Here is a 17,611-nt window from a genome sequence, read left to right as displayed (position 1 = left end):
TCAAGATTTAGTAAGTTTTATGATTCGGAAGGAGAGACTAACAGGATACTTGCTTATCTCCTTTGGCCACACTAAAAGCCTGTCTCCAGCTGGAAACAGGCTTCTTTAATTCATAATTTAAGAGAGCAGGATAAGGCTTAAGCCACTTTTTCCTGCTTCCACTTCAGGCCGATGCCGGTAAAGCCGCTGAGGATAGAGAAGACAGGTGACAGGAGGCTGAACATGGTGAAGGGGAGGAAGTCCAGAACTGGTACGCCCAAGGCTGAAGCCACAAAGGAACCAGCCACCCCCCAAGGGATCAAGTAGTTGATGACGCTGCCCCCGTCTTCCAGGGCCCGGCTGAGGGCCAGGGGGTCAAGGCCGATCCGCTTGTAAGCAGGCTTAAAGGCGTTGGCCGGCAGGATAACAGACAGGTATTGTTCACCGACGAAGAGGTTGATCCCAATCCCGGCCATGATTGTCGTCAAGATCAGCCAGCCCGGCTTCTTAAGGCGTTCAACCAGAGGCTTCATGGCGCTGTCGATAATGCCCAGGTGCATCAAGATTCCGCCCAGGGCCAGGGTCATGATGATCAAGGAAACAGTCCCCATCATGCTGGAGATCCCGCCCCGGGTCAAGAGGGCGTCAACGGTCTTGTTGCCGGAATTTGAAACGTAGCCGGATTCAATCAGCGTTGCCAGCTTTTGCATCTTGAAGCCCGGATTTTGGACAAAAAGCATGGCAACGGACAAGAAGATGTTGGCAAAAAGCGTTTGAATGGCTGGCACCTTTTTCCAGGCGCAGGCGAACATAAAGATGATCGGCAAGGCTGCCCAGAAGGAAACTGAGAAGTTCTGGCGGAGGCTGCTTTCTACGGCCGCGATGCCGGCTAAGGAAGTTGCCTTATTGCTCTGGCCCAGGAAGAAGAAAAAGAGCAAAGAGCCGATAAAGGCGGGAATGGTTGACCACATCATATTCTTGATATGGTCAAAGAGGTCAGCTTCAGCTACCGCGGAAGCCAGGTTGGTTGAGTCAGACAGTGGAGACATCTTGTCGCCAAAGACGGCGCCGGAGATAATGGCCCCAGCCGTCAAAGCCGGGTTGATGCCTAAAGTGCTTCCCATCCCAAAGAGGGCGATCCCGACGGTGGACACGGTCGTAAAGCCGGACCCGATGGCTAGGCCGACCAAAGAGCAGACCAGGAAGACCGAGGGAACGAAGAAGTGGCTGCTGATCATATGAAAGCCCAGGACCATCAAGGATGGAATAATCCCGGCCTGGATCCAGACAGCAATCAAGGTCCCAATTAAAAGGAAGATAAAGATCGGGACAATGGCCGTGGAAATCCCCTGGCTGATTCCCTTCATGACTTCTTCCCACTCAAAGCCGCGGATCTGCAGCCAGAAGATGAGTAAGGCGATGACGGTCAAGACCGGGATCTGCGGGGACAGGCCAAAGCCGATGACGCCCCAGCCCAGCATGACCAGCATCAAAATAAGAATAGTTACTGCTTCTTTAAAACTGATTTGTTTGTTCATGTGTTTGTTCCTTAGTTAAATCTGTATTTACTTTTGCCAGTTTAAACCAAGACTTGATATCGCTTCATATTTCTCCTTTCTGCAAACAAAAAGCCCCAGCCGAGTCGGTTGACTCAGGCTGGGGCGCTTATAGGCACGGTACCACCCAACTTTGCAGCATGCTGCACTTACTTTAGCCGTAACGGGGCTGGATCGGTCGAGCTGCTTGATCCCGTAATTTGCTGCTCCAGGCCTGTCCGGTTCGCATCAACCACCGGTTTTCTGAGCGCTGAGCCTGGCTGCTACTAAAAGATCACTCGAATTTTTATGTTTCCTACTATAACATTATGAGCTTTGTTAAGCAACGCTTTTGCTAATTATTTTTTAAGCCGGCGGGAAGACAATAGCCAAAAACGATGAAAAGTGAGACCGGCTTTCAATTGATTTGCAGATATCGTCTGTTTTGGAGGAAAAAAGACGCAAAAAAGCGAAAAAGCAGAAAAAATCTCTCAAAAGGGTTTGACGGACCCGGAAAAGTTTGCTAATATTAATGTACATGACTTGGAGTAGTACTCAAGTGGCTGAAGAGGCGCCCTTGCTAAGGGTGTAGGTCGGGAAACCGGCGCCAGAGTTCGAATCTCTGCTACTCCGTTATAACCACAAATATATAAGACAAGCGACTGATTTGACAGAATCAGCCGCTTTTTTTCATCTAATAAGTATTTTTCTTTTCTTAATTAAAACTGGTATTTTTTGAAAAAATGCAATTTTTTGGCCGCTTTTTGCGTTATTGTAATGCACTTTCAGTCATAGAGATAAAATTAACAAAAAGTTGAAAAAGGTTTCAAGAAAGTTCTTCACGTAAGCGCTTTTTATTGTATAATAGGAATGTACCGAAGTTTTTGAGGAGGAAATATCATGGTAGGAATTGTTTTAGCTAGCCATGGCAGTTTCGCGGACGGTATTGCCGAATCCGCGCAAATGCTCTTTGGCCCACAAGACAATTTTGCCCATGTCATTCTGAAGCCTTCTGAAGGCCCAGATGATATTAAGGGTAAGATGAATGAAGCGATTGCTTCTTTTGCAGACCAGGAAGAAGTTTTGTTCCTGGTTGACCTGTGGGGTGGCACGCCTTTCAACCAGGCAAACGGTTTGCTCGACGGTCACGACAAGTGGGCAATCGTTTCCGGTTTGAACTTGCCAATGGTAGTTGAAGCCTTGACCCAAAGAATGATCAATGACAAGGCTACCGCGCAAGACATCGCGACTGCGATCATTAAGCCGGCTAAGGATGGTATCAAGACCAAGCCTGAAAGCTTAATGCCTGCAGAGCAAAAGGCAGCTGCACCTGCAGCCGCAGCTGGCGCTCCTAAGGAAGCAATCCCAGAAGGGACTGTTTTGGGCGACGGTCACATTAAGATCGTTGGTGCCAGAATTGACTCACGTTTGTTGCACGGTCAAGTTGCAACTGGTTGGATTCCATCACTTCACCCAGACCGGGTTATCGTGGTTTCTGACAAGGTTGCCAAGGACGACCTGCGCAAGAGCATGATCCGTGAAGCTGCTCCAGCTGGTACGGTAGCACACACCGTTCCATTGGAGAAGATGAAGGAAATCTCTGAAGACCCGCGTTTTGGTAATACGCGCGCCTTCTTGTTGTTTGAAAACCCAGAAGATGCTTTGCAAACGATCAAGAACGGCGTAGACATCAAGACTTTGAACGTCGGCTCCATGTCATACAGCAAGGGCAAGGTTAACGCCAACAACGTTCTGTCCATGGATCAGACTGACGTCGACACTTTCCGTGAACTCGAAAAGATGGGCATCAAGTTCGACGTCCGCAAGGTTCCTTCAGACAACCCAGAAAACATGGATTCAATTCTGAAGAAGGCACAAAGCCTGCTCGATGAACAAAAGTAGTAGTGGGAAAAGGAGTTAAAAATGGACTTAAATGCTATTCAAGTCATCCTGGTGATTGTGGTAGCTTTCCTGGCCGGGATGGAAGGTATCCTGGATGAATGGGAATTCCACCAACCATTGGTTGCATGTACTTTAATCGGTTTAGTTACTGGCAATCTTACCTTGGGTATTATGCTCGGTGGTTCTTTGCAAATGATCGCTTTGGGTTGGGCCAACATCGGTGCCGCTGTCGCACCTGACGCCGCTTTGGCCGCTGTTGCCTCAGCCATCATTTTGATCAAGGGTGGTCAAGGTACCAAGGGTATCGGGACTGCCACTGGTTTGGCCATCACTTTGGCCGTTGCCGGTCTGTTCTTGACCATGTTGGTCCGGACTATTTCAACTGCCATCGTTCACATCATGGACAAGCACGCCGAAGAAGGTAACTGGCGCATGATCAACGTATGGCAATGGATCGCTGTCTGCTTGCAGGGTCTGCGTATTGCTATCCCAGCCGGCTTGTTGCTTGCTATTCCAACTGAAACTGTTAGAAGCGCACTGGCTGCTATGCCAGCCTGGCTGTCAGCTGGTATGACCATCGGTGGTGGTATGGTTGTTGCCGTAGGTTACGCTATGGTTATCAACATGATGGCCAGCCGTGAAGTATGGCCATTCTTCGCCATTGGTTTCGCTTTGGCCGGCGTTAAGGACTTGACTTTGATCGCCTTGGGTGCGATTGGTTTATCTATGGCCTTGATGTACCTCGCTTTGGAAGAAAAGGTAAGCAAGGGCTCTGGCGATGCTGCTGCAGCTGGTACTGGTGACCCGCTGGGCGACATCATTGATGACTATTAGAAATCAAGCCAGAAAGGAGAAATAAATCATGACTGAAAAGAAAGTAATCTTATCAAAGCGTGATCGTTGGGACGTTATGTGGCACTCACAACTTCTGCAAGGTTCATGGAACTACGAAAGAATGCAGAACGGTGGTTGGGCCTACAGTATGATCCCAGCTTTAAGAAAGCTGTACCCAAACAAGGAAGACATGGCTGCGGCTTTGCAACGTCACCTGGTCTTCTTTAACACTCACCCTTACTTGGCTTCACCAATCATTGGTGTTACCCTGGCTTTGGAAGAAGACAAGGCTAATGGCGTTGAAGTTGACGACGAAGCTATCCAAGGTGTTAAGGTCGGTATGATGGGGCCTTTGGCCGGTGTCGGTGACCCAGTCTTCTGGTACACTGTTCGTCCAATCCTCGGTGCCCTTGGTGCCTCAATGGCCATCAACGGTAACATCCTCGGGCCAATCCTCTTCTTCATTCTTTGGAACCTGATCCGTATCGCCTTCTTGTGGTACACTCAAGAATTGGGTTACAAGGCTGGTGCCGCTATCAGCTCCGACCTTTCAGGTGGTTTGCTGAAGAAGGTTACCCGTGGGGCTGCCATGATGGGTATGTTTGTCCTGGGTGCCTTGATCGAACGTTGGGTAAGCATCACCTTCACTCTGAAGGTTTCAGAAGTGCCAATCCAAAAGGGTGGTTACATCGACTGGGCCAAGCTGCCAAGCGGTGCTGCTGGTATCAAGGAAGCCTTGACCCAACAAGCTGCTGGTCTGTCCTTGACTAATACCAAGGTTACTACTCTGCAAGACAACTTGAACATGCTGGTTCCAGGTTTGGCAGGTCTGTTGCTTACCTTCCTTTGCATGTGGCTCTTGAAGAAGAAAGTTTCTCCAATCGTTATCATCTTGGGGATCTTCGTTGTTGGTATCCTCTTCCACAGATGGGGCTTGATGTAAGATTAACAAATGGCTCAATCAATGAATAAGACCGTTGATCTGGCTGTATCCGGAACTTGGTTCCGGGCCATGTCTACCTATGGCAAAGTCATGATCGGCGATGAAGCTTTTGAATTCTATAACGAGAAGAATGTTGAAGACTATATCCAGATTCCTTGGGATCAGATAACTTATGTAGTCGCGGACGTTTACTTCAAAGGGAAGTACATTCCCCGCTTTGAGATCCGGACTAAGAAGGATGGGAAGTTCATCTTTATTACCAAGGATCCGAAGAAGACTCTGCGGGCGATCCGTAAGTATGTCCCGGCCGACCACATGCGGCAGGCTTTGGGAGTTTGGGATACGATCAAGCTCTTCTTTACTCGCAAAAAGAAATAGAATGGAAATAAGCCCGGACCAAGTCCGGGCTTATTTTTGTGCAGTAATGTTAAAAATCTCCGTGTTATACTGAAAAGAGAGTTTTGCCAATGGAGGATCGACATGAAAGCAAAGCAGGCGTATAAGCTGGTGGACCAGCTCCGCAATCCAGGACCAAGGAATTACTATATCGATTGTTTTTCAAAAATGGAGCCGCCAGACAATTATGATAAGATATTTGAATACCTGAGGTCGCATACGATTGGCGAAGCCTACGCGGACAAAATGCTCCTGTTGCTGTTAATGCTGGTCAGCCAGTATGAGACACACATTTTTTGGATCATGATCTGGCTAAAGAAACTTATCCTGACTTGCTTGACCGGGATTTGACCGAGCTGCCTGTGGCTGATCTGCTGGAGATCAGCAAGAAGTTGATTGTGACAGACCATTACCTCGGGGTAAATGTCCTTTTTAGGGACGAGAAGCACTATTCCTTGCTCCGGATCGAAAGCGGCATTGATGCTGATCTGTATAAACTTTCTAAGAAGTCGAAGAAGCTGGTTAATAAGCTGCTTAAGCGTAACGGCCTCTTCTTGGTGAAATACTAAAGTACATAAAAAAGCTGACCTTGCGGTCAGCTTTTGTTGTATCTCATTAATTATTTTGCTGCTTCTTTTTTCTTATTGAAGGCCTTGCTGAAACCATAAAGGACAGCGAAGGTAATCAAAGCCGTGATCATTGGGACCCGGTAGCTCTCAAGGAAGAGGAGCAGGATAACCATGGCACCGAAGAAGGCCAAGAGCAGGTAGTCAAGGTATGGGTAAGCTGGCAGTTGGAATTCATGTAGCTGGTCCTTTGGCGTAACCTGCCGGTAGCGCAGGTGGGTCAAGGTCATGATGATCCAGATCAAAAGGAACATGCTGGTTGCCATTGATGAGATGAAGCTGAAGGCTTCGTCCCCCATAATCATGGTGATCAAAGGCGCGCAGATGATGATTAAGGCTGAGAAGACCAGGCCTCTCATTGGCAATTGCCGGTGGTTGAGCTGGCCGAAGAACTTGCTCCACTTGCTTTCCCCGCCTAAAGTAACGGAGAAGAGCAGGCGGCCGGCACTGTAGAGGAAGCTGTTGGTTGCTGAAATAGCTGCCGTGATGACCACGAAGTTGATCAAGTTGCCGGCACCCTTAAAGCCTGCCCCCATCAAAGCTTGGACGAATGGTGAGCTGAAAGTTGAAACCTTGTTCCATGGCAGGATCACCAAAATCCCGATAATCGCCAAAACGTAGAAGAGAATGATTCGCAGTGGCAATTCATTGATCGCGCTCCGGATAGTCTTGTGTGGATCCTTAGCTTCAGCGGCTGTCAGCCCGATCAGTTCCACCCCGATGAAGGAGAAGATAACCATCTGGAAGCCTTGCAAGAAGCCGCCTGCCCCGTTGTTGAAAAAGCCGTCAGCGTACAGGTTGCTGAAGCTGGCCTGGCCGTACTTGGTTGAACCGGAGCTCAGCAGCATGAAGGCCGCGAAGATAACGAAGCCGACGATCATCAAAATCTTGATGATAGCGAAGGCAAACTCCAGGTTCCCGAAGAAGCGGGCAGAGATCAAGTTGATCAAGAGCAGTACCGCGACTGAGAGCACCCCGGGTAGCCAGGCCGGCAGGTTGGGCAGCCAGGACTTGAAGTAGATGCCTAAGGCCGTCGTTTCCGCCATGGCCAGGATCAGCCAGCTGAGCCAGTAAAGATAGCCAGTCACCTTGCCGATGTCCTTGCCGAGATATTTTTCAATAAACTCGATATAGGTGTGCTTCTTTAAGTCAGATAAGATCAGTTCACCCAGGGCCCGCATCAAGATAAAGAGGAAGAGGCCGACGATGATGTAGATCAAGATGACTGCCGGCCCTGCCTTCTGGATGCTGTTGCCGACCCCAAGAAAGAGGCCGGTCCCGATCGTCCCGCCTAGGGCAATCAGCTGAATGTGGGCATTGGTTAGTGTCCGTTTGTATGTACTTTGTGTTTTCTTTTCTTCCATAAGACCTCCATTGAGTTACATGAAACATTTTAACATAAGCTGGCAGAAAGTGAAATTAATTTAAGAAAATAGCCTATAAGGAAAAGGAATCTTAAGAAATAGGGCACGTTGTCCTCTTGCAAAAATGACTGGGATTATCTACGATTAGGATAAAGAAGGAAAAATAAGCGATTAAAGTTAGGAGCAAGGCAAATGTACGGCTTGATCAATCAACCAGCGGTCTTCATGACGGAAGACGACCTCAAATCCAGAAGCGATGAACTTTTATACGGCTGGGCTGTCAAGGCAACCGGTAAAAAGGAAGACTTTTGGTACGTAACCAGTCATTACGGCTATAAGGGCTACGTGCCAAAGGCCGCGGTAACTCCAGTTAGCCTGGAAGAAATCAAGGCGCGGGAGGTCAAACTCATCCGGCGGCCAGTAATTGACGTCCTGGCTGAGCCCAAGGTTTCAGGCGACATTCTGTTGACGGTTTATAAGGGCAGCCTGCTTAACGTGACGGATGAGCTTGTGGACGGCTATTACAAGGTTAAGCTCTTGGACGGACGAAGCGGCTGGGTTTCCAAGACGGCCTTGGCAAAGCGGCTGGATGAAGATGACGTCTTGTGGTCAGCAGATCCGGAATACTTTTTGCTCCAAGCCAAGCCGGATGAAGAAAGCTTCAGAAAGCAGGTAACGGAGACCGCCAAGGAGTACTTGGGCTGCCAGTACCGGTGGGCGGGCAAGAGCCCCTTGGGGATCGACTGCTCGGGCCTGGTCTTCATGAGCTATATGCTAAACGGGGTCCTGCTCTGGCGGGATGCGGAAATCAAAGAAGCCTGGCCGGTGCATGAGATTGAGTTTGAAGACCTGCGGCCAGGGGACTTGATTTATTTCCCAGGACATATTGCCATGTACCTGGGCCACGGTAAGTACATCAACTCAACTGGCTATAAGGAGCACTTCGGGGTAGCCATCAGCAGCCTCCGTAAGGAAGACCCAGACTACCGGGCCGACCTCTTCCAGATGATCGAGAAGTGCGGCTCCCTGTTTTAAGAGGAATGAACTGGTCCCAATTGCTTATGCTATAATCGAGTAAATGAAGTACTTAGCCGGGATTGGGGCGGGCCTGGTCAGCATTAGTATTTTTGACTATTTAGCGCCAAAAAAGACTTAGCGTTGATGACAAATAAGCGCAAAAAAATAGTGGACCTTCCATCTGAGGAAGTTCCACTATTTTTCTTTGTCTTACTTGCTAAAGCCGTTAGGATACTTTTGGTGCCAGTTCCAAGCGCTGGCGATGATGTCGTCGACATTTTCGTACTTCGGACTCCAGCCCAGCACCTTCCGGGCCTTGCTTGAGTCAGCAACGAGTGAGTCCGGGTCACCGCCGCGGCGTGGCCCGATAGTATAAGGAATGTCAACGCCGGTAACCTTGATGGCGGCCTTCAGGATTTCCAAGTTGGAGAAGCCGGTGGCCGTACCCAGGTTGAAGACGTCGCTTTGGTTAGTTTCCATCAAGTGCTTCAAAGCCAGGACGTGGGCGTCGATCAAGTCAACCACGTGCACGTAGTCGCGGACGTTAGTACCATCCTTGGTGTCGTAGTCGTCGCCAAAAATAGTAAAGTCACCGCCGCCAGCCAGGGCAGCCTTCATGATGTTAGGAATCAAGTGGGTTTCTGGGTGGTGGTCTTCACCAATTGACCCATCCAGGGAAGCACCCGCCACGTTGAAGTAGCGCAGGGCGATAGACTTGATCCCGTTAGCCTTGTCAGCCCAGTGCATGATCTTTTCCATCATCATCTTGGTTTCCCCGTAAGGGTTGATTGGGTTGAGCGGAGTTTCTTCAGTGATTGGCAGCTTTTCAGGGATGCCGTAAGTCGCAGCGCTGGATGAGAAGACCAGGTACTTAACCCCGGTTTCTTCCATGGCTTCCAGCAGGCTGATCATGCCGGATACGTTGTTCTTGTAGTACTTCAGCGGCTTCTTGACTGATTCGCCGACCAAAGAGTAAGCAGCAAAGTGCATCACAGCTTCGATCTTTTCCTTCTTCAAGACGTCAGCTACCGCATCCTTGTCCAAAAGGTCAACTTGGTAAAACTTGGCCTTTGGGTCAATAGCTTCCTTGTGACCAGTGAACAGTGAGTCCAAAACGACTACGTCATTGCCATCGGCAACCAGCCGTCTTACAGCGTGGGAGCCGATGTAGCCGGCACCACCTACAACTAAAATTTTCATGTTTACTCCTTTTTTATACTTTTTTGCAAAACCTAACTGATACCTAGTATAACAGAAAATGCTTTCCCCGGCTGAAGCAATCACAGGGCAATTGCCTTGTTGGCCTTGGCCAAAAGACTGGCCGGAATCGCCTGGTGGAGGTGCCAGACAAAGGAAACCGGCCGCTCGCCTGCACTTGAAACATAATCCGCGTTGCCTAAGAAAGTGTAAGCTGCTGTATAATTTCCCTGCTTTTTGAACTCTCTGACAAAAAGAGAAATCAGATTGCCGGTCTCGCCTTGGTGGATATAGCGCTGGATTTTGGGACTGGCTGGCCGGTCCTGGCTCTGGCTCTGCCAGTGGAAAAGCTGGGCATTGATGGCATAGTCCTCATACATGGTTGACGGGGAGAAGTCTTTTTCACTCTTGTTCAGATTAATAAGGAAGATATCCGTCTTTTTATCAGCGAAGTACTTGACCCCCTCCCGGAATTCCGGGGACTGGCCCTGGTTGAAGTAGTCAAAGGCCGCCATGATCTGGTTGACATTGTAGTGGCAGTGGACTTCCAAGGGACAGGTGAAGGGGTATTCGTTAGCTTCCGGCAAGACGGTCAACTGGCTCAGCTGGTAGCGGAGGACATCCATTAATTCCTCTTTGACGAAGTCTTCCTTTAAAAAGTCCTTGATCCCTTCATGCAGGTCCTTAAAGCCCAGTTGGGCCGGCTTTTTCTTGTAGAAACTGTAGTAGAGCATCCCCAGCATCAAGCGTTCAGTCTCATTACTTGTCTCTTTTGGCATCTTCAAGTAAGCCAGCCAGTAGTCCAGGAGCCTTTTGGAATCGATGTGGAAAAAGCTGCTGAACTTCTGGTAGACCTGGTTTTCCACGTCCCGGTCGTCAGTAATCAGTCCGGCCCACTTCTTCAAGCGGAAAAGTGAACGCGACCCGCTGGCGTGGTAGAAGTCATAAAGACTCATGCCATAGGCCTTGAGGAAGTTAGCCAAGTTTAATTCCAGGCCCGTGTCTTCGCTAAAAGTCTTCACCCGCTGGGTCAAGCCATTTTTGTTAGCCGCGTTCTGGCCAAGGTTGGCCAGGATGTACTTTTTGGCAACGGGCTCAAGCTCCAGATAGCAGGCTGCCGGCAGGTGCGGGAAGCCATCTCTGATTTCATATGGCAGGGCATGGCCTGGTCCGGTCAGGGCCTTGAACTTGGCCTCGTAGTTATAGTGGCGGTTGGCCTGGCCGATGAAGTCCAGGACTGTCAAGCAATCCTTGCCCGGGCTGAGGCGGAGGCCCCGGCCCAGTTGCTGGAGGAAGATGGTCGGGCTTTGGGTTGGCCGCAGGAAAAGGATGGTGTTGACGGCTGGGATGTCGACCCCTTCGTTATAGAGGTCAACGACAAAAATAAACTTAAGCTTGCCGGAGGTCAAATCTTCTTTAGCCTGCTGGCGGTCAGCCTGGGCAGTCTGGCCAGACAAAGCAGCGGAAGGGATGCCGGCCTGATTGAAGGCAGCGGCCATGAACTCGGCGTGCTTGACGCTGACGCAGAAGCCTAAGCCCTTGATGTCTTCCAAATTGTTGCTGTACTTGTCCAGGCTGCGCAAAATTAACTTGGCCCGGGCGTCGTTAGCCGTATAGACATTTTCCAGCTCACTGACCTCGTATTGGCCCCGGCTCCACTTCATGCCGGAGTAGTCAACATTGTCGGTGACCCCGAAATACTGGAAGGGGCAGAGGAGCTGGCGGTCGATGGCCTCGCCTAACAGCATTTCGGCGGCAATATTGCCGTCAAAGTACTGCAAGATATCCTGCCCGTCCATCCGGTCGGGGGTCGCGGTCAGGCCCAGAAGGATCTTGGGCTTGAAGTGACTGAGCAGCTTTTGGTAGGACTTGGCCGCGGCATGGTGGAATTCGTCGATGATGATGAAGTCGTAGTAGTCGCTGGGCAAGAGATCAGCCATTTTTTCTGAGTTAAAGGACTGGATGGAGACGAAAAGTTGGCTGACATCATCAGTCTTGTACTGGCCGACCAGCAAGTGGCCGAAGTTGAAGTCGTTGAGGACTTCGCGGAACTTCTGCAGGCTCTGCTCCAGGATTTCCTGCCGGTGAGCGACGAAGAGGAGGCGGGCATGGGGATGCTCTGCCAAGTAGCGCTTGAAGTCAAAGGCGGCGATGACGGTTTTCCCCACCCCGGTGGCGGCGACGAGGAGATTTTTATAATGGCCGTAAACTTCCCGCTCAGCCTGCAGCCGGTCCAGGATCTCCTGCTGGTAGTTGTAGGGCCGGATGCTGGTTTCCAAGTGGAAAGTATTTGCCTTATGCCGGTTCAGTTCTGTCTGCAGTTTCTTCCGGCAGTCTTCTTGATCCGGGTCAAAAGTTTCAAAAGAAGGGTCGTTCCAGTAGCTTTCAAAGGAGACAGCAAATTTGTTGACGATGTCAAAAGACTCCTGCTCAGTGACCTTGACATTCCATTCCAGGCCCGTGGTCAGGGCAGCGCTGGAGAGGTTGGAGGAACCGATGTAGGCGGTGGAGAAGCCAGTCTCTCTTTTAAAAAGATAGGATTTGGCATGTAGGCGGGCGTGGTCGGTCTCATAGTTGATCTTGACTGTAGTGTTGGGCAGCTGGCTCAAGGTCAGGATAGCCTTGTAGTCAGTTGCCTGGGTATAGGTTGTCGCGATCACCCGTAGCTGGTGGCCGGCTTTTTGGCAAAAAGCTTCCAAATCTCCTAAAAGAGGGCGGATGGCCGACCACTTAATAAAGGAAACGAGCAAGTCGACCTGGTCAGAAGAGGAAATTTCCTTCTTGATTTCGCTGAGCATGCTGGGCTCATTTTTACTGCCGGTAAAAAGGGCATTCTCAACTATGGAAGTCTGGGGCCGGATAGGGGTAATCTTCTGGGACTGGGTCAGCTTGTGGTAGATGGAGGTCAGGACTTCGCCTTGTTCCAGGATCTGCAGGTCCTCGTAGTCGGCTTCGCCGGTATGCAGGGCGACCTGGTCGACAATGGAGTTGGCCAGGCGGATCTGGGCGATGAGGGCAGCCTTGTCTTCACCGGACTTGAAGATGTCGCGGAGGTAGTGCAGGCCCGACCGGATGACCTGGGAGAGGTAGATGGTCAAGAGCTGGCGGGAGTCATCAGCGTTTAGCTGTTCTAGTTGATAATTCCTGGTTTTTGGGTCGACTTTTTCCAGCTGGTCCAGGATTTCTTGGTTAAGGATTTGTTCATAAATACCGTCTTTCAGCATGCTTTTCCCGCTTTCTGAAGTGTTTTGCCTTAATTGTATCAGGTTCGGGGAAATTTGCTAAATCATGGCTTTTTATTACCATTCTCACAAAAAAGACTATAGTATGCTTATAGCAGGATTTTTTACTAAGGGGGAAAAATGATGAAGAATTACATGCAACATCTTAAAGAGCGGGCCATTAGCGCTTATCCACCCAAGACCAGCCGGCGGTGGAGTATCTGTATTGCAGTTGCTGTCATCATTGGCCTGCTGCTTAGCCATTTTGGCCAGGCCAATTTCGGGGCCTCGCTTGCTGATTTCGCCCTGTTTTGCGGGATTGACTTGTTAGGAGTAACTTTTGCCAAGCACGGGGTCAATATTTTTCTGGCCTACTTACTGGCGGCAGCCTTGTATTTTGCGGTTTCTGTCTTATTGACTTTTTACATCATGTCATCCAACAATTTATAAGAAAGCAAAAGCAGCTGACTTTTAGTTAAGAAGCAGCTCCTTTCTTATTTAGTCGAATTGATCCAGTGAAAACCAGCCCCGATGAGCCAAATGGCGCCTCCTAAAATAAAGAGGACCCAGCTGGTGGACCAGCGGCCGGTCGCGATGCTGGCCAGCAGGTAGACAGCGATGACGATAGTCCAGTAGATGCTGTTGATCCTGCCCAGGCGCTTAGTGTTCTGCCGGTCCATCTCTTCGCCTGGTTCGATGGTCTGCCCTTCTTGCTTGTCGTCTTTCAGCAGGTAGTCAGCTGACACGTCGTATAAAACCGCCAGTTTGGCGATGTATGATATGTCGGGCACGCTGTCGCCGTTTTCCCAGCTGGCCACCTTGGCTTGTGTGGTCATTAATTTTTCCGCTAATTCTTTTTGGCTTAAGCCATGCTTCTTGCGCAGGTCGCGCAGCTTGCTTGGAAGCATCATGTTTTTCCCCCTCATCAATCTCTCTTCGATAATATTATAGCCTTTAGCCAGCTTAAAAGCTCGCGGGGAAAGAAAAAGTTCCCGCGTCAGCAGGAACTTGAAAAGTCATTAATCTAATTCATCAGTCAGGTCGGTCAGCTTGGCAAATTCGCGCTGAACCAGGAAGGAGACGCAGAGGGCCAGGCCGGCCAGGATGATGAAGGCCGCCAAGGTCACGTAGTAGCTCTTCAAAACTTCGTGGGTGAAGGAGAGCAGGAGCGGGCCAACCATGCCGGCTGCCGCCCAGGCAGTCAAGATGGAGCCGTGGATGGCGCCGAGTTCTTTAGTGCCAAAGACGTCGCCCAGGTAAGCCGGAATAACTGAGAAGCCGGCTCCGTAGCAGGACATCAAAAGGCTGAGGGCTACAGCGAAGATGAATGGTGAGTGGGTGAAGATCAAGATCACGAACATGGCCATGTCAACGACAAAAATCAAGCTGTAGGTCAAAGGCCGGCCAATGTAGTCGGACAAGGTTGCCCAAACCAGCCGGCCAAAGCCGTTGAAGAGGCCGATGATGCCGACCATGACAGCGGCAGTAGCCGCGCTCATCCCAGTCAGTTCCTGGGCCATTGGTGAAGCAGCGGAGACCAGGGAGATCCCGCAGGTGATGCTGATAAAGAACATGAACCAGAGCAGGTAGAAGGCCTTGGCCTTCAGTGCTTGGTTGGCCGTCATTTGCAGGCCGCCAGTCAAGGAAACAGCTTCCTTGTCTTCACTCTTGAAGTTGGCCAGGTCTTCAGCAGTTGGCCGCTTAATAAACTGGGCAGATACGATCATAATCAAGAAGTAGCCGGCACCCAAGATGTAGAAGGTATTGGACAAGCCAACGCTTGACATCAGGAATTGGGCGACCGGGCTGGTTAAAAGAGCGGCAAATCCGAAGCCCATGATGGCCAGGCCAGTAGCCAAACCCCGTCTATCCGGGAACCACTTGATGATGGTTGAGATCGGGGTGACGTAGCCGGCACCCAGGCCCAGACCAGCGATGACGCCGTATGAAGCGTACAAGAGCCAGAGCTGCTGGCTTTGAACAGCCAGGCCAGTCAAGGCGATTCCGCTCCCGTAAAGGATGGCGGAAACAGTCCCAGTCAAGGTCGGGCCGAATTTTTCAACCAGGCGGCCCATGAAAGCCGCGGACATCCCCAGGAAGAAGATGGCCAAACTAAATGCAAATGCAACTGATGATTCGCTCCAGCTGGTCTGTGCCGCGATTGGCTTAGTGTAGACGCTCCAAGCGTATACTGAGCCGATCATCAGATGCAGCATGACCCCCGCCAAAGCAACAATGTAACGATTAGTCTTCATTGTTCAGATATTCTCCTTATAAATCTTTGGACTTTGTAGCAATACACGAACAATATTATTAAATAGGGTCAATATCATTCGATGTGTTAAGGATACCATGTCAGCAATGTAAGGGCAAGGCAAAATTTTTAAGATCTTGAGTTGGAACCGCTAACCATACTACTAGATCTAGGGTTGTTTTTTGCAAAAGAGTTACCGGTAACATGACCGGAAAAAGTGAAAGCGCTTAGGAAAACGGCTAAGATAGAAGGGTGAGAAAAAACGGCCACAGGCCAAGGAGGAAAAAATGGCTAGCGATACCAAGATTGACTTGCGCAAGCAAATGATTTACAGTATTTTTGTCAGAAACTACTCGCCAGAGGGCAACTTCGAAGGGGTCCGGAAGGATTTGGACCGGATCAAGGACTTGGGGACGGACATCATCTGGCTTTTGCCGATCCAGCCGTCAGGCAAAGAGAAGCGGAAGGGGAGCCTGGGTTCACCCTACGCAATTTCCGACTACCGGGCTATCAACCCGGAATACGGGACTATGGAGGACTTCAAGCGCCTGTGCGATGACGTTCACGCCAAGGGGATGAAAATCATCATCGACTGCGTCTACAACCACACTTCCCCAGACTCAGTCCTGGCTAAGGAGCACCCGGACTGGTTCTACCACAAGAAGGACGGCAGCTTTGGCAACAAGGTGGGCGACTGGAGCGACGTTATCGACTTAGACTACAGCCACAAGGACCTTTGGAAGTACCAGGCAGAGACTTTGGTCATGTGGGCCAAGTATGTGGACGGTTTCCGCTGCGACGTGGCCCCGATGGTGCCGGTGGACTTTTGGAAGTATGCCAGAGAAGAAGTGGCTAAGGTGCGGCCAGGGGCTATTTGGCTGGCTGAATCTGGTGCCCCGGACTTTATCCGCTTCTTGAGAAGCAAGGGGGCAGTCGGTGGGTCAGATTCTGAGCTCTACCAGGCTTTTGACATGACCTATGATTATGACATCTACCCAGATTTGCGGGCAGCGCTGCTGGGGCAAAAGGATCTGACTGACTACTTGGCTGGCCTGAACCGGCAAGAAGGGGTCTACCCGGAAAACTATGTCAAGGCGCACTTTTTGGAAAACCATGACGTGGTCCGGGCGCACGGGATGATCGATGATCCGGCGGCCTTGCGGGCAATGACGGCCTTCATCTACTTCATGAAGGGGGCCATGCTGGTCTACAATGGGGAAGAAAAGGGGGATGCCCACCACGTGACCCTGTTTGACAAGGATCCGGTTGACTGGACCGGCGATATTGATTTGACGGATCTCTTAAAGAAGATGCATGAAATCAAGCAGCTGCCAATCATGGCTGAGGGCAGCTATGAGGCTAAAGAGGTCAGAAAGGGCGTTTTGGAAGCTGTCCACAGCCTGGGTGAAGGCGAAGAAGAAGAGCAGTTGATCGGCTTGTTTAATACGACCGGCAAGAAGCAGGCGATTCCGACCCAGCTGCCAGAGGGAATCTACAAGAACCTTTATGATGGCAGCAGCGTACAGGTTTACGAAGGAGTCATGCGGATCGGCGAGATTACCATTATTGAGAAATAAGGGCTGAGAAAGCGGTCTGAGGGAGACAGATTTTTTGCGAAAATTGGCGAAAACTTTTTTGACAAAAGCAGATTGTTTGCTATAATGAAAGAGTTGATAAATTGCCAATTTAGCTCAGTTGGTAGAGCATCTCCCTCGTAAAGAGAAGGTCGTTGGTTCGATTCCAATAATTGGCACTCAGAGTATCAAAGAAGTCCGCTGCAAGAACGCAGCGGACTTTTTTTGCGCCAAAGTTTGGCACGAAATTATTTTACCCTGGCATCTAGTGATGTTCTGATTTTTGCCCTTGTTGCTGGTTGATAACTGTTACTACTTAACTAATACTTGGCTGGCCAGCTGGCAGAATCTGCCAAGGGCGGGGCTTTTGAAGAGGCGGAAAGGCGTTAGAATGGAAGCAAATGGAGTAGGTAAATGCTTAAGATAAAGGCCGTATATAGGGAACTTACAAGAATGACCCAGATGATCCATCTAAGGTAGTTCCAAACGAGCCAACTCCTTCTGTACCAGGCTACACGACCGACGTTCCTAGCGTAACTCCAGAAGATCCAACCAAGGATACTCCTGTTCCTTACACTAAGAGCGTGACCCCATCTAAGCTGCCTCAGACCGGTGAAGCAACTGACAAGTTGTCAGTCCTCGTCCTCGGCGTAATGGCCCTGACCGCGCTGCTTGGTCTCGCTATTGACAAGAAGCGCAAGAACTAGCCTCTTTCTTTAAAAAGCTAACCGCTTTTTACGACAATGTCATTAAGTTAAGGCATTGACTT

General features: G+C 50.1%; 16 protein-coding genes and 2 tRNA genes. 12 read left to right on the top strand and 6 right to left on the bottom strand.

Features of this window, described 5'->3' with window-relative positions; translation table 11 throughout:
- Positions 1–137 precede the first annotated feature (137 nt).
- Positions 138–1,517, bottom strand: a complete 1,380-nt coding sequence (nhaC, locus tag HMPREF3168_RS06650; RefSeq protein WP_070489278.1) for a Na+/H+ antiporter NhaC — start codon at positions 1,515–1,517, stop codon at positions 138–140.
- 542 nt (positions 1,518–2,059) lie between these two features.
- Here nhaC and HMPREF3168_RS06645 point away from each other — a divergent pair.
- The 7 genes from HMPREF3168_RS06645 to HMPREF3168_RS06620 all read left to right on the top strand — a co-directional run bounded on the left by HMPREF3168_RS06645 (position 2,060) and on the right by HMPREF3168_RS06620 (position 6,158).
- A tRNA-Ser gene (locus HMPREF3168_RS06645) sits at positions 2,060–2,147 on the top strand.
- 267 nt (positions 2,148–2,414) lie between these two features.
- Positions 2,415–3,416, top strand: a complete 1,002-nt coding sequence (locus HMPREF3168_RS06640; protein ID WP_003612194.1) for a PTS sugar transporter subunit IIB — start codon at positions 2,415–2,417, stop codon at positions 3,414–3,416.
- A 21-nt stretch (positions 3,417–3,437) separates the two neighbouring features.
- Positions 3,438–4,250 (top strand): PTS mannose/fructose/sorbose transporter subunit IIC, encoded by an 813-nt coding sequence (locus HMPREF3168_RS06635; protein WP_003612196.1) that lies wholly within the window; start codon positions 3,438–3,440, stop codon positions 4,248–4,250.
- 28 nt (positions 4,251–4,278) lie between these two features.
- Positions 4,279–5,193: a PTS system mannose/fructose/sorbose family transporter subunit IID gene (locus tag HMPREF3168_RS06630; RefSeq protein ID WP_070489276.1), complete on the top strand. Its 915-nt coding sequence runs from the start codon at positions 4,279–4,281 to the stop codon at positions 5,191–5,193.
- Positions 5,194–5,202: 9 nt separating this feature from the next.
- Entirely contained in the window at positions 5,203–5,571 is a 369-nt protein-coding gene (locus HMPREF3168_RS06625) for a DUF956 family protein (protein WP_003612214.1), read from the top strand.
- 102 nt (positions 5,572–5,673) lie between these two features.
- Entirely contained in the window at positions 5,674–5,940 is a 267-nt protein-coding gene (locus HMPREF3168_RS10350; RefSeq protein ID WP_083289602.1) for a hypothetical protein, read from the top strand.
- Positions 5,886–6,158, top strand: a complete 273-nt coding sequence (locus tag HMPREF3168_RS06620; protein WP_236156657.1) for a hypothetical protein — start codon at positions 5,886–5,888, stop codon at positions 6,156–6,158. The genes HMPREF3168_RS10350 and HMPREF3168_RS06620 overlap by 55 nt, the downstream gene beginning before the upstream one ends.
- A gap of 50 nt (positions 6,159–6,208) precedes the next feature.
- Here HMPREF3168_RS06620 and HMPREF3168_RS06615 read toward each other — a convergent pair whose 3' ends face one another.
- Positions 6,209–7,579, bottom strand: a complete 1,371-nt coding sequence (locus HMPREF3168_RS06615) for an amino acid permease (RefSeq protein WP_070489274.1) — start codon at positions 7,577–7,579, stop codon at positions 6,209–6,211.
- Between the two features lie 192 nt (positions 7,580–7,771).
- Between HMPREF3168_RS06615 and HMPREF3168_RS06610 the strand changes: the two genes are divergently transcribed.
- Positions 7,772–8,614, top strand: coding sequence for a C40 family peptidase (locus tag HMPREF3168_RS06610; protein ID WP_003612184.1), 843 nt, complete (start codon positions 7,772–7,774; stop codon positions 8,612–8,614).
- A 192-nt stretch (positions 8,615–8,806) separates the two neighbouring features.
- Here the strand turns inward: HMPREF3168_RS06610 and galE are convergent, their stop codons facing one another.
- Both galE and HMPREF3168_RS06600 read right to left on the bottom strand, forming a co-directional pair.
- A complete protein-coding gene (galE, locus tag HMPREF3168_RS06605) occupies positions 8,807–9,796 on the bottom strand; it encodes a UDP-glucose 4-epimerase GalE (protein ID WP_035174992.1) in 990 nt (329 codons plus the stop codon).
- A gap of 80 nt (positions 9,797–9,876) precedes the next feature.
- Positions 9,877–13,017: a DUF3427 domain-containing protein gene (locus tag HMPREF3168_RS06600; protein ID WP_070489272.1), complete on the bottom strand. Its 3,141-nt coding sequence runs from the start codon at positions 13,015–13,017 to the stop codon at positions 9,877–9,879.
- A 138-nt stretch (positions 13,018–13,155) separates the two neighbouring features.
- Here HMPREF3168_RS06600 and HMPREF3168_RS06595 point away from each other — a divergent pair, with 138 nt between their 5' ends.
- Complete coding sequence (locus HMPREF3168_RS06595; RefSeq protein WP_070489270.1) at positions 13,156–13,464, top strand: hypothetical protein; 309 nt, start codon at positions 13,156–13,158, stop codon at positions 13,462–13,464.
- Between the two features lie 44 nt (positions 13,465–13,508).
- On the opposite strand, the gene HMPREF3168_RS06590 is transcribed toward HMPREF3168_RS06595, so the two are convergent.
- Together HMPREF3168_RS06590 and HMPREF3168_RS06585 are read right to left on the bottom strand one after the other, a co-directional pair.
- Complete coding sequence (locus HMPREF3168_RS06590) at positions 13,509–13,925, bottom strand: helix-turn-helix domain-containing protein (RefSeq protein ID WP_070489268.1); 417 nt, start codon at positions 13,923–13,925, stop codon at positions 13,509–13,511.
- A 108-nt stretch (positions 13,926–14,033) separates the two neighbouring features.
- The gene (locus HMPREF3168_RS06585) at positions 14,034–15,269 is read right to left on the bottom strand and encodes an L-lactate MFS transporter (RefSeq protein WP_070489265.1); all 1,236 of its coding nucleotides are present in this window, start codon (positions 15,267–15,269) and stop codon (positions 14,034–14,036) included.
- 286 nt (positions 15,270–15,555) lie between these two features.
- Between HMPREF3168_RS06585 and HMPREF3168_RS06580 the strand changes: the two genes are divergently transcribed.
- From HMPREF3168_RS06580 to HMPREF3168_RS09905, 3 genes are all read left to right on the top strand, one after another.
- Entirely contained in the window at positions 15,556–16,845 is a 1,290-nt protein-coding gene (locus HMPREF3168_RS06580; RefSeq protein WP_070489263.1) for an alpha-amylase family glycosyl hydrolase, read from the top strand.
- A 103-nt stretch (positions 16,846–16,948) separates the two neighbouring features.
- Positions 16,949–17,021 (top strand) — tRNA-Thr (locus HMPREF3168_RS06575).
- A 405-nt stretch (positions 17,022–17,426) separates the two neighbouring features.
- A complete protein-coding gene (locus HMPREF3168_RS09905; RefSeq protein WP_210384548.1) occupies positions 17,427–17,549 on the top strand; it encodes an LPXTG cell wall anchor domain-containing protein in 123 nt (40 codons plus the stop codon).
- Positions 17,550–17,611: the final 62 nt, after the last annotated feature.

Origin of the sequence: Lactobacillus sp. HMSC08B12, assembly GCF_001808415.1 — a bacterium.
GTDB lineage: Bacteria > Bacillota > Bacilli > Lactobacillales > Lactobacillaceae > Lactobacillus > Lactobacillus delbrueckii.
Note: the sequence above shows the minus strand (reverse complement) of the source record. Positions and strands in the feature narration are given on the sequence as shown.

What these genes read in the sequence shown, in the direction of transcription:
- nhaC (WP_070489278.1), bottom strand. Translation starts at nt 1,517, where the DNA reads ATGAACAAACAAATCAGTTTTAAAGAAGCAGTAACTATTCTTATTTTG.
- HMPREF3168_RS06640 (WP_003612194.1), top strand. Translation starts at nt 2,415, where the DNA reads ATGGTAGGAATTGTTTTAGCTAGCCATGGCAGTTTCGCGGACGGTATT.
- HMPREF3168_RS06635 (WP_003612196.1), top strand. Translation starts at nt 3,438, where the DNA reads ATGGACTTAAATGCTATTCAAGTCATCCTGGTGATTGTGGTAGCTTTC.
- HMPREF3168_RS06630 (WP_070489276.1), top strand. Translation starts at nt 4,279, where the DNA reads ATGACTGAAAAGAAAGTAATCTTATCAAAGCGTGATCGTTGGGACGTT.
- HMPREF3168_RS06625 (WP_003612214.1), top strand. Translation starts at nt 5,203, where the DNA reads ATGGCTCAATCAATGAATAAGACCGTTGATCTGGCTGTATCCGGAACT.
- HMPREF3168_RS10350 (WP_083289602.1), top strand. Translation starts at nt 5,674, where the DNA reads ATGAAAGCAAAGCAGGCGTATAAGCTGGTGGACCAGCTCCGCAATCCA.
- HMPREF3168_RS06615 (WP_070489274.1), bottom strand. Translation starts at nt 7,579, where the DNA reads ATGGAAGAAAAGAAAACACAAAGTACATACAAACGGACACTAACCAAT.
- HMPREF3168_RS06610 (WP_003612184.1), top strand. Translation starts at nt 7,772, where the DNA reads ATGTACGGCTTGATCAATCAACCAGCGGTCTTCATGACGGAAGACGAC.
- galE (WP_035174992.1), bottom strand. Translation starts at nt 9,796, where the DNA reads ATGAAAATTTTAGTTGTAGGTGGTGCCGGCTACATCGGCTCCCACGCT.
- HMPREF3168_RS06600 (WP_070489272.1), bottom strand. Translation starts at nt 13,017, where the DNA reads ATGCTGAAAGACGGTATTTATGAACAAATCCTTAACCAAGAAATCCTG.
- HMPREF3168_RS06595 (WP_070489270.1), top strand. Translation starts at nt 13,156, where the DNA reads ATGATGAAGAATTACATGCAACATCTTAAAGAGCGGGCCATTAGCGCT.
- HMPREF3168_RS06590 (WP_070489268.1), bottom strand. Translation starts at nt 13,925, where the DNA reads ATGATGCTTCCAAGCAAGCTGCGCGACCTGCGCAAGAAGCATGGCTTA.
- HMPREF3168_RS06585 (WP_070489265.1), bottom strand. Translation starts at nt 15,269, where the DNA reads ATGAAGACTAATCGTTACATTGTTGCTTTGGCGGGGGTCATGCTGCAT.
- HMPREF3168_RS06580 (WP_070489263.1), top strand. Translation starts at nt 15,556, where the DNA reads ATGGCTAGCGATACCAAGATTGACTTGCGCAAGCAAATGATTTACAGT.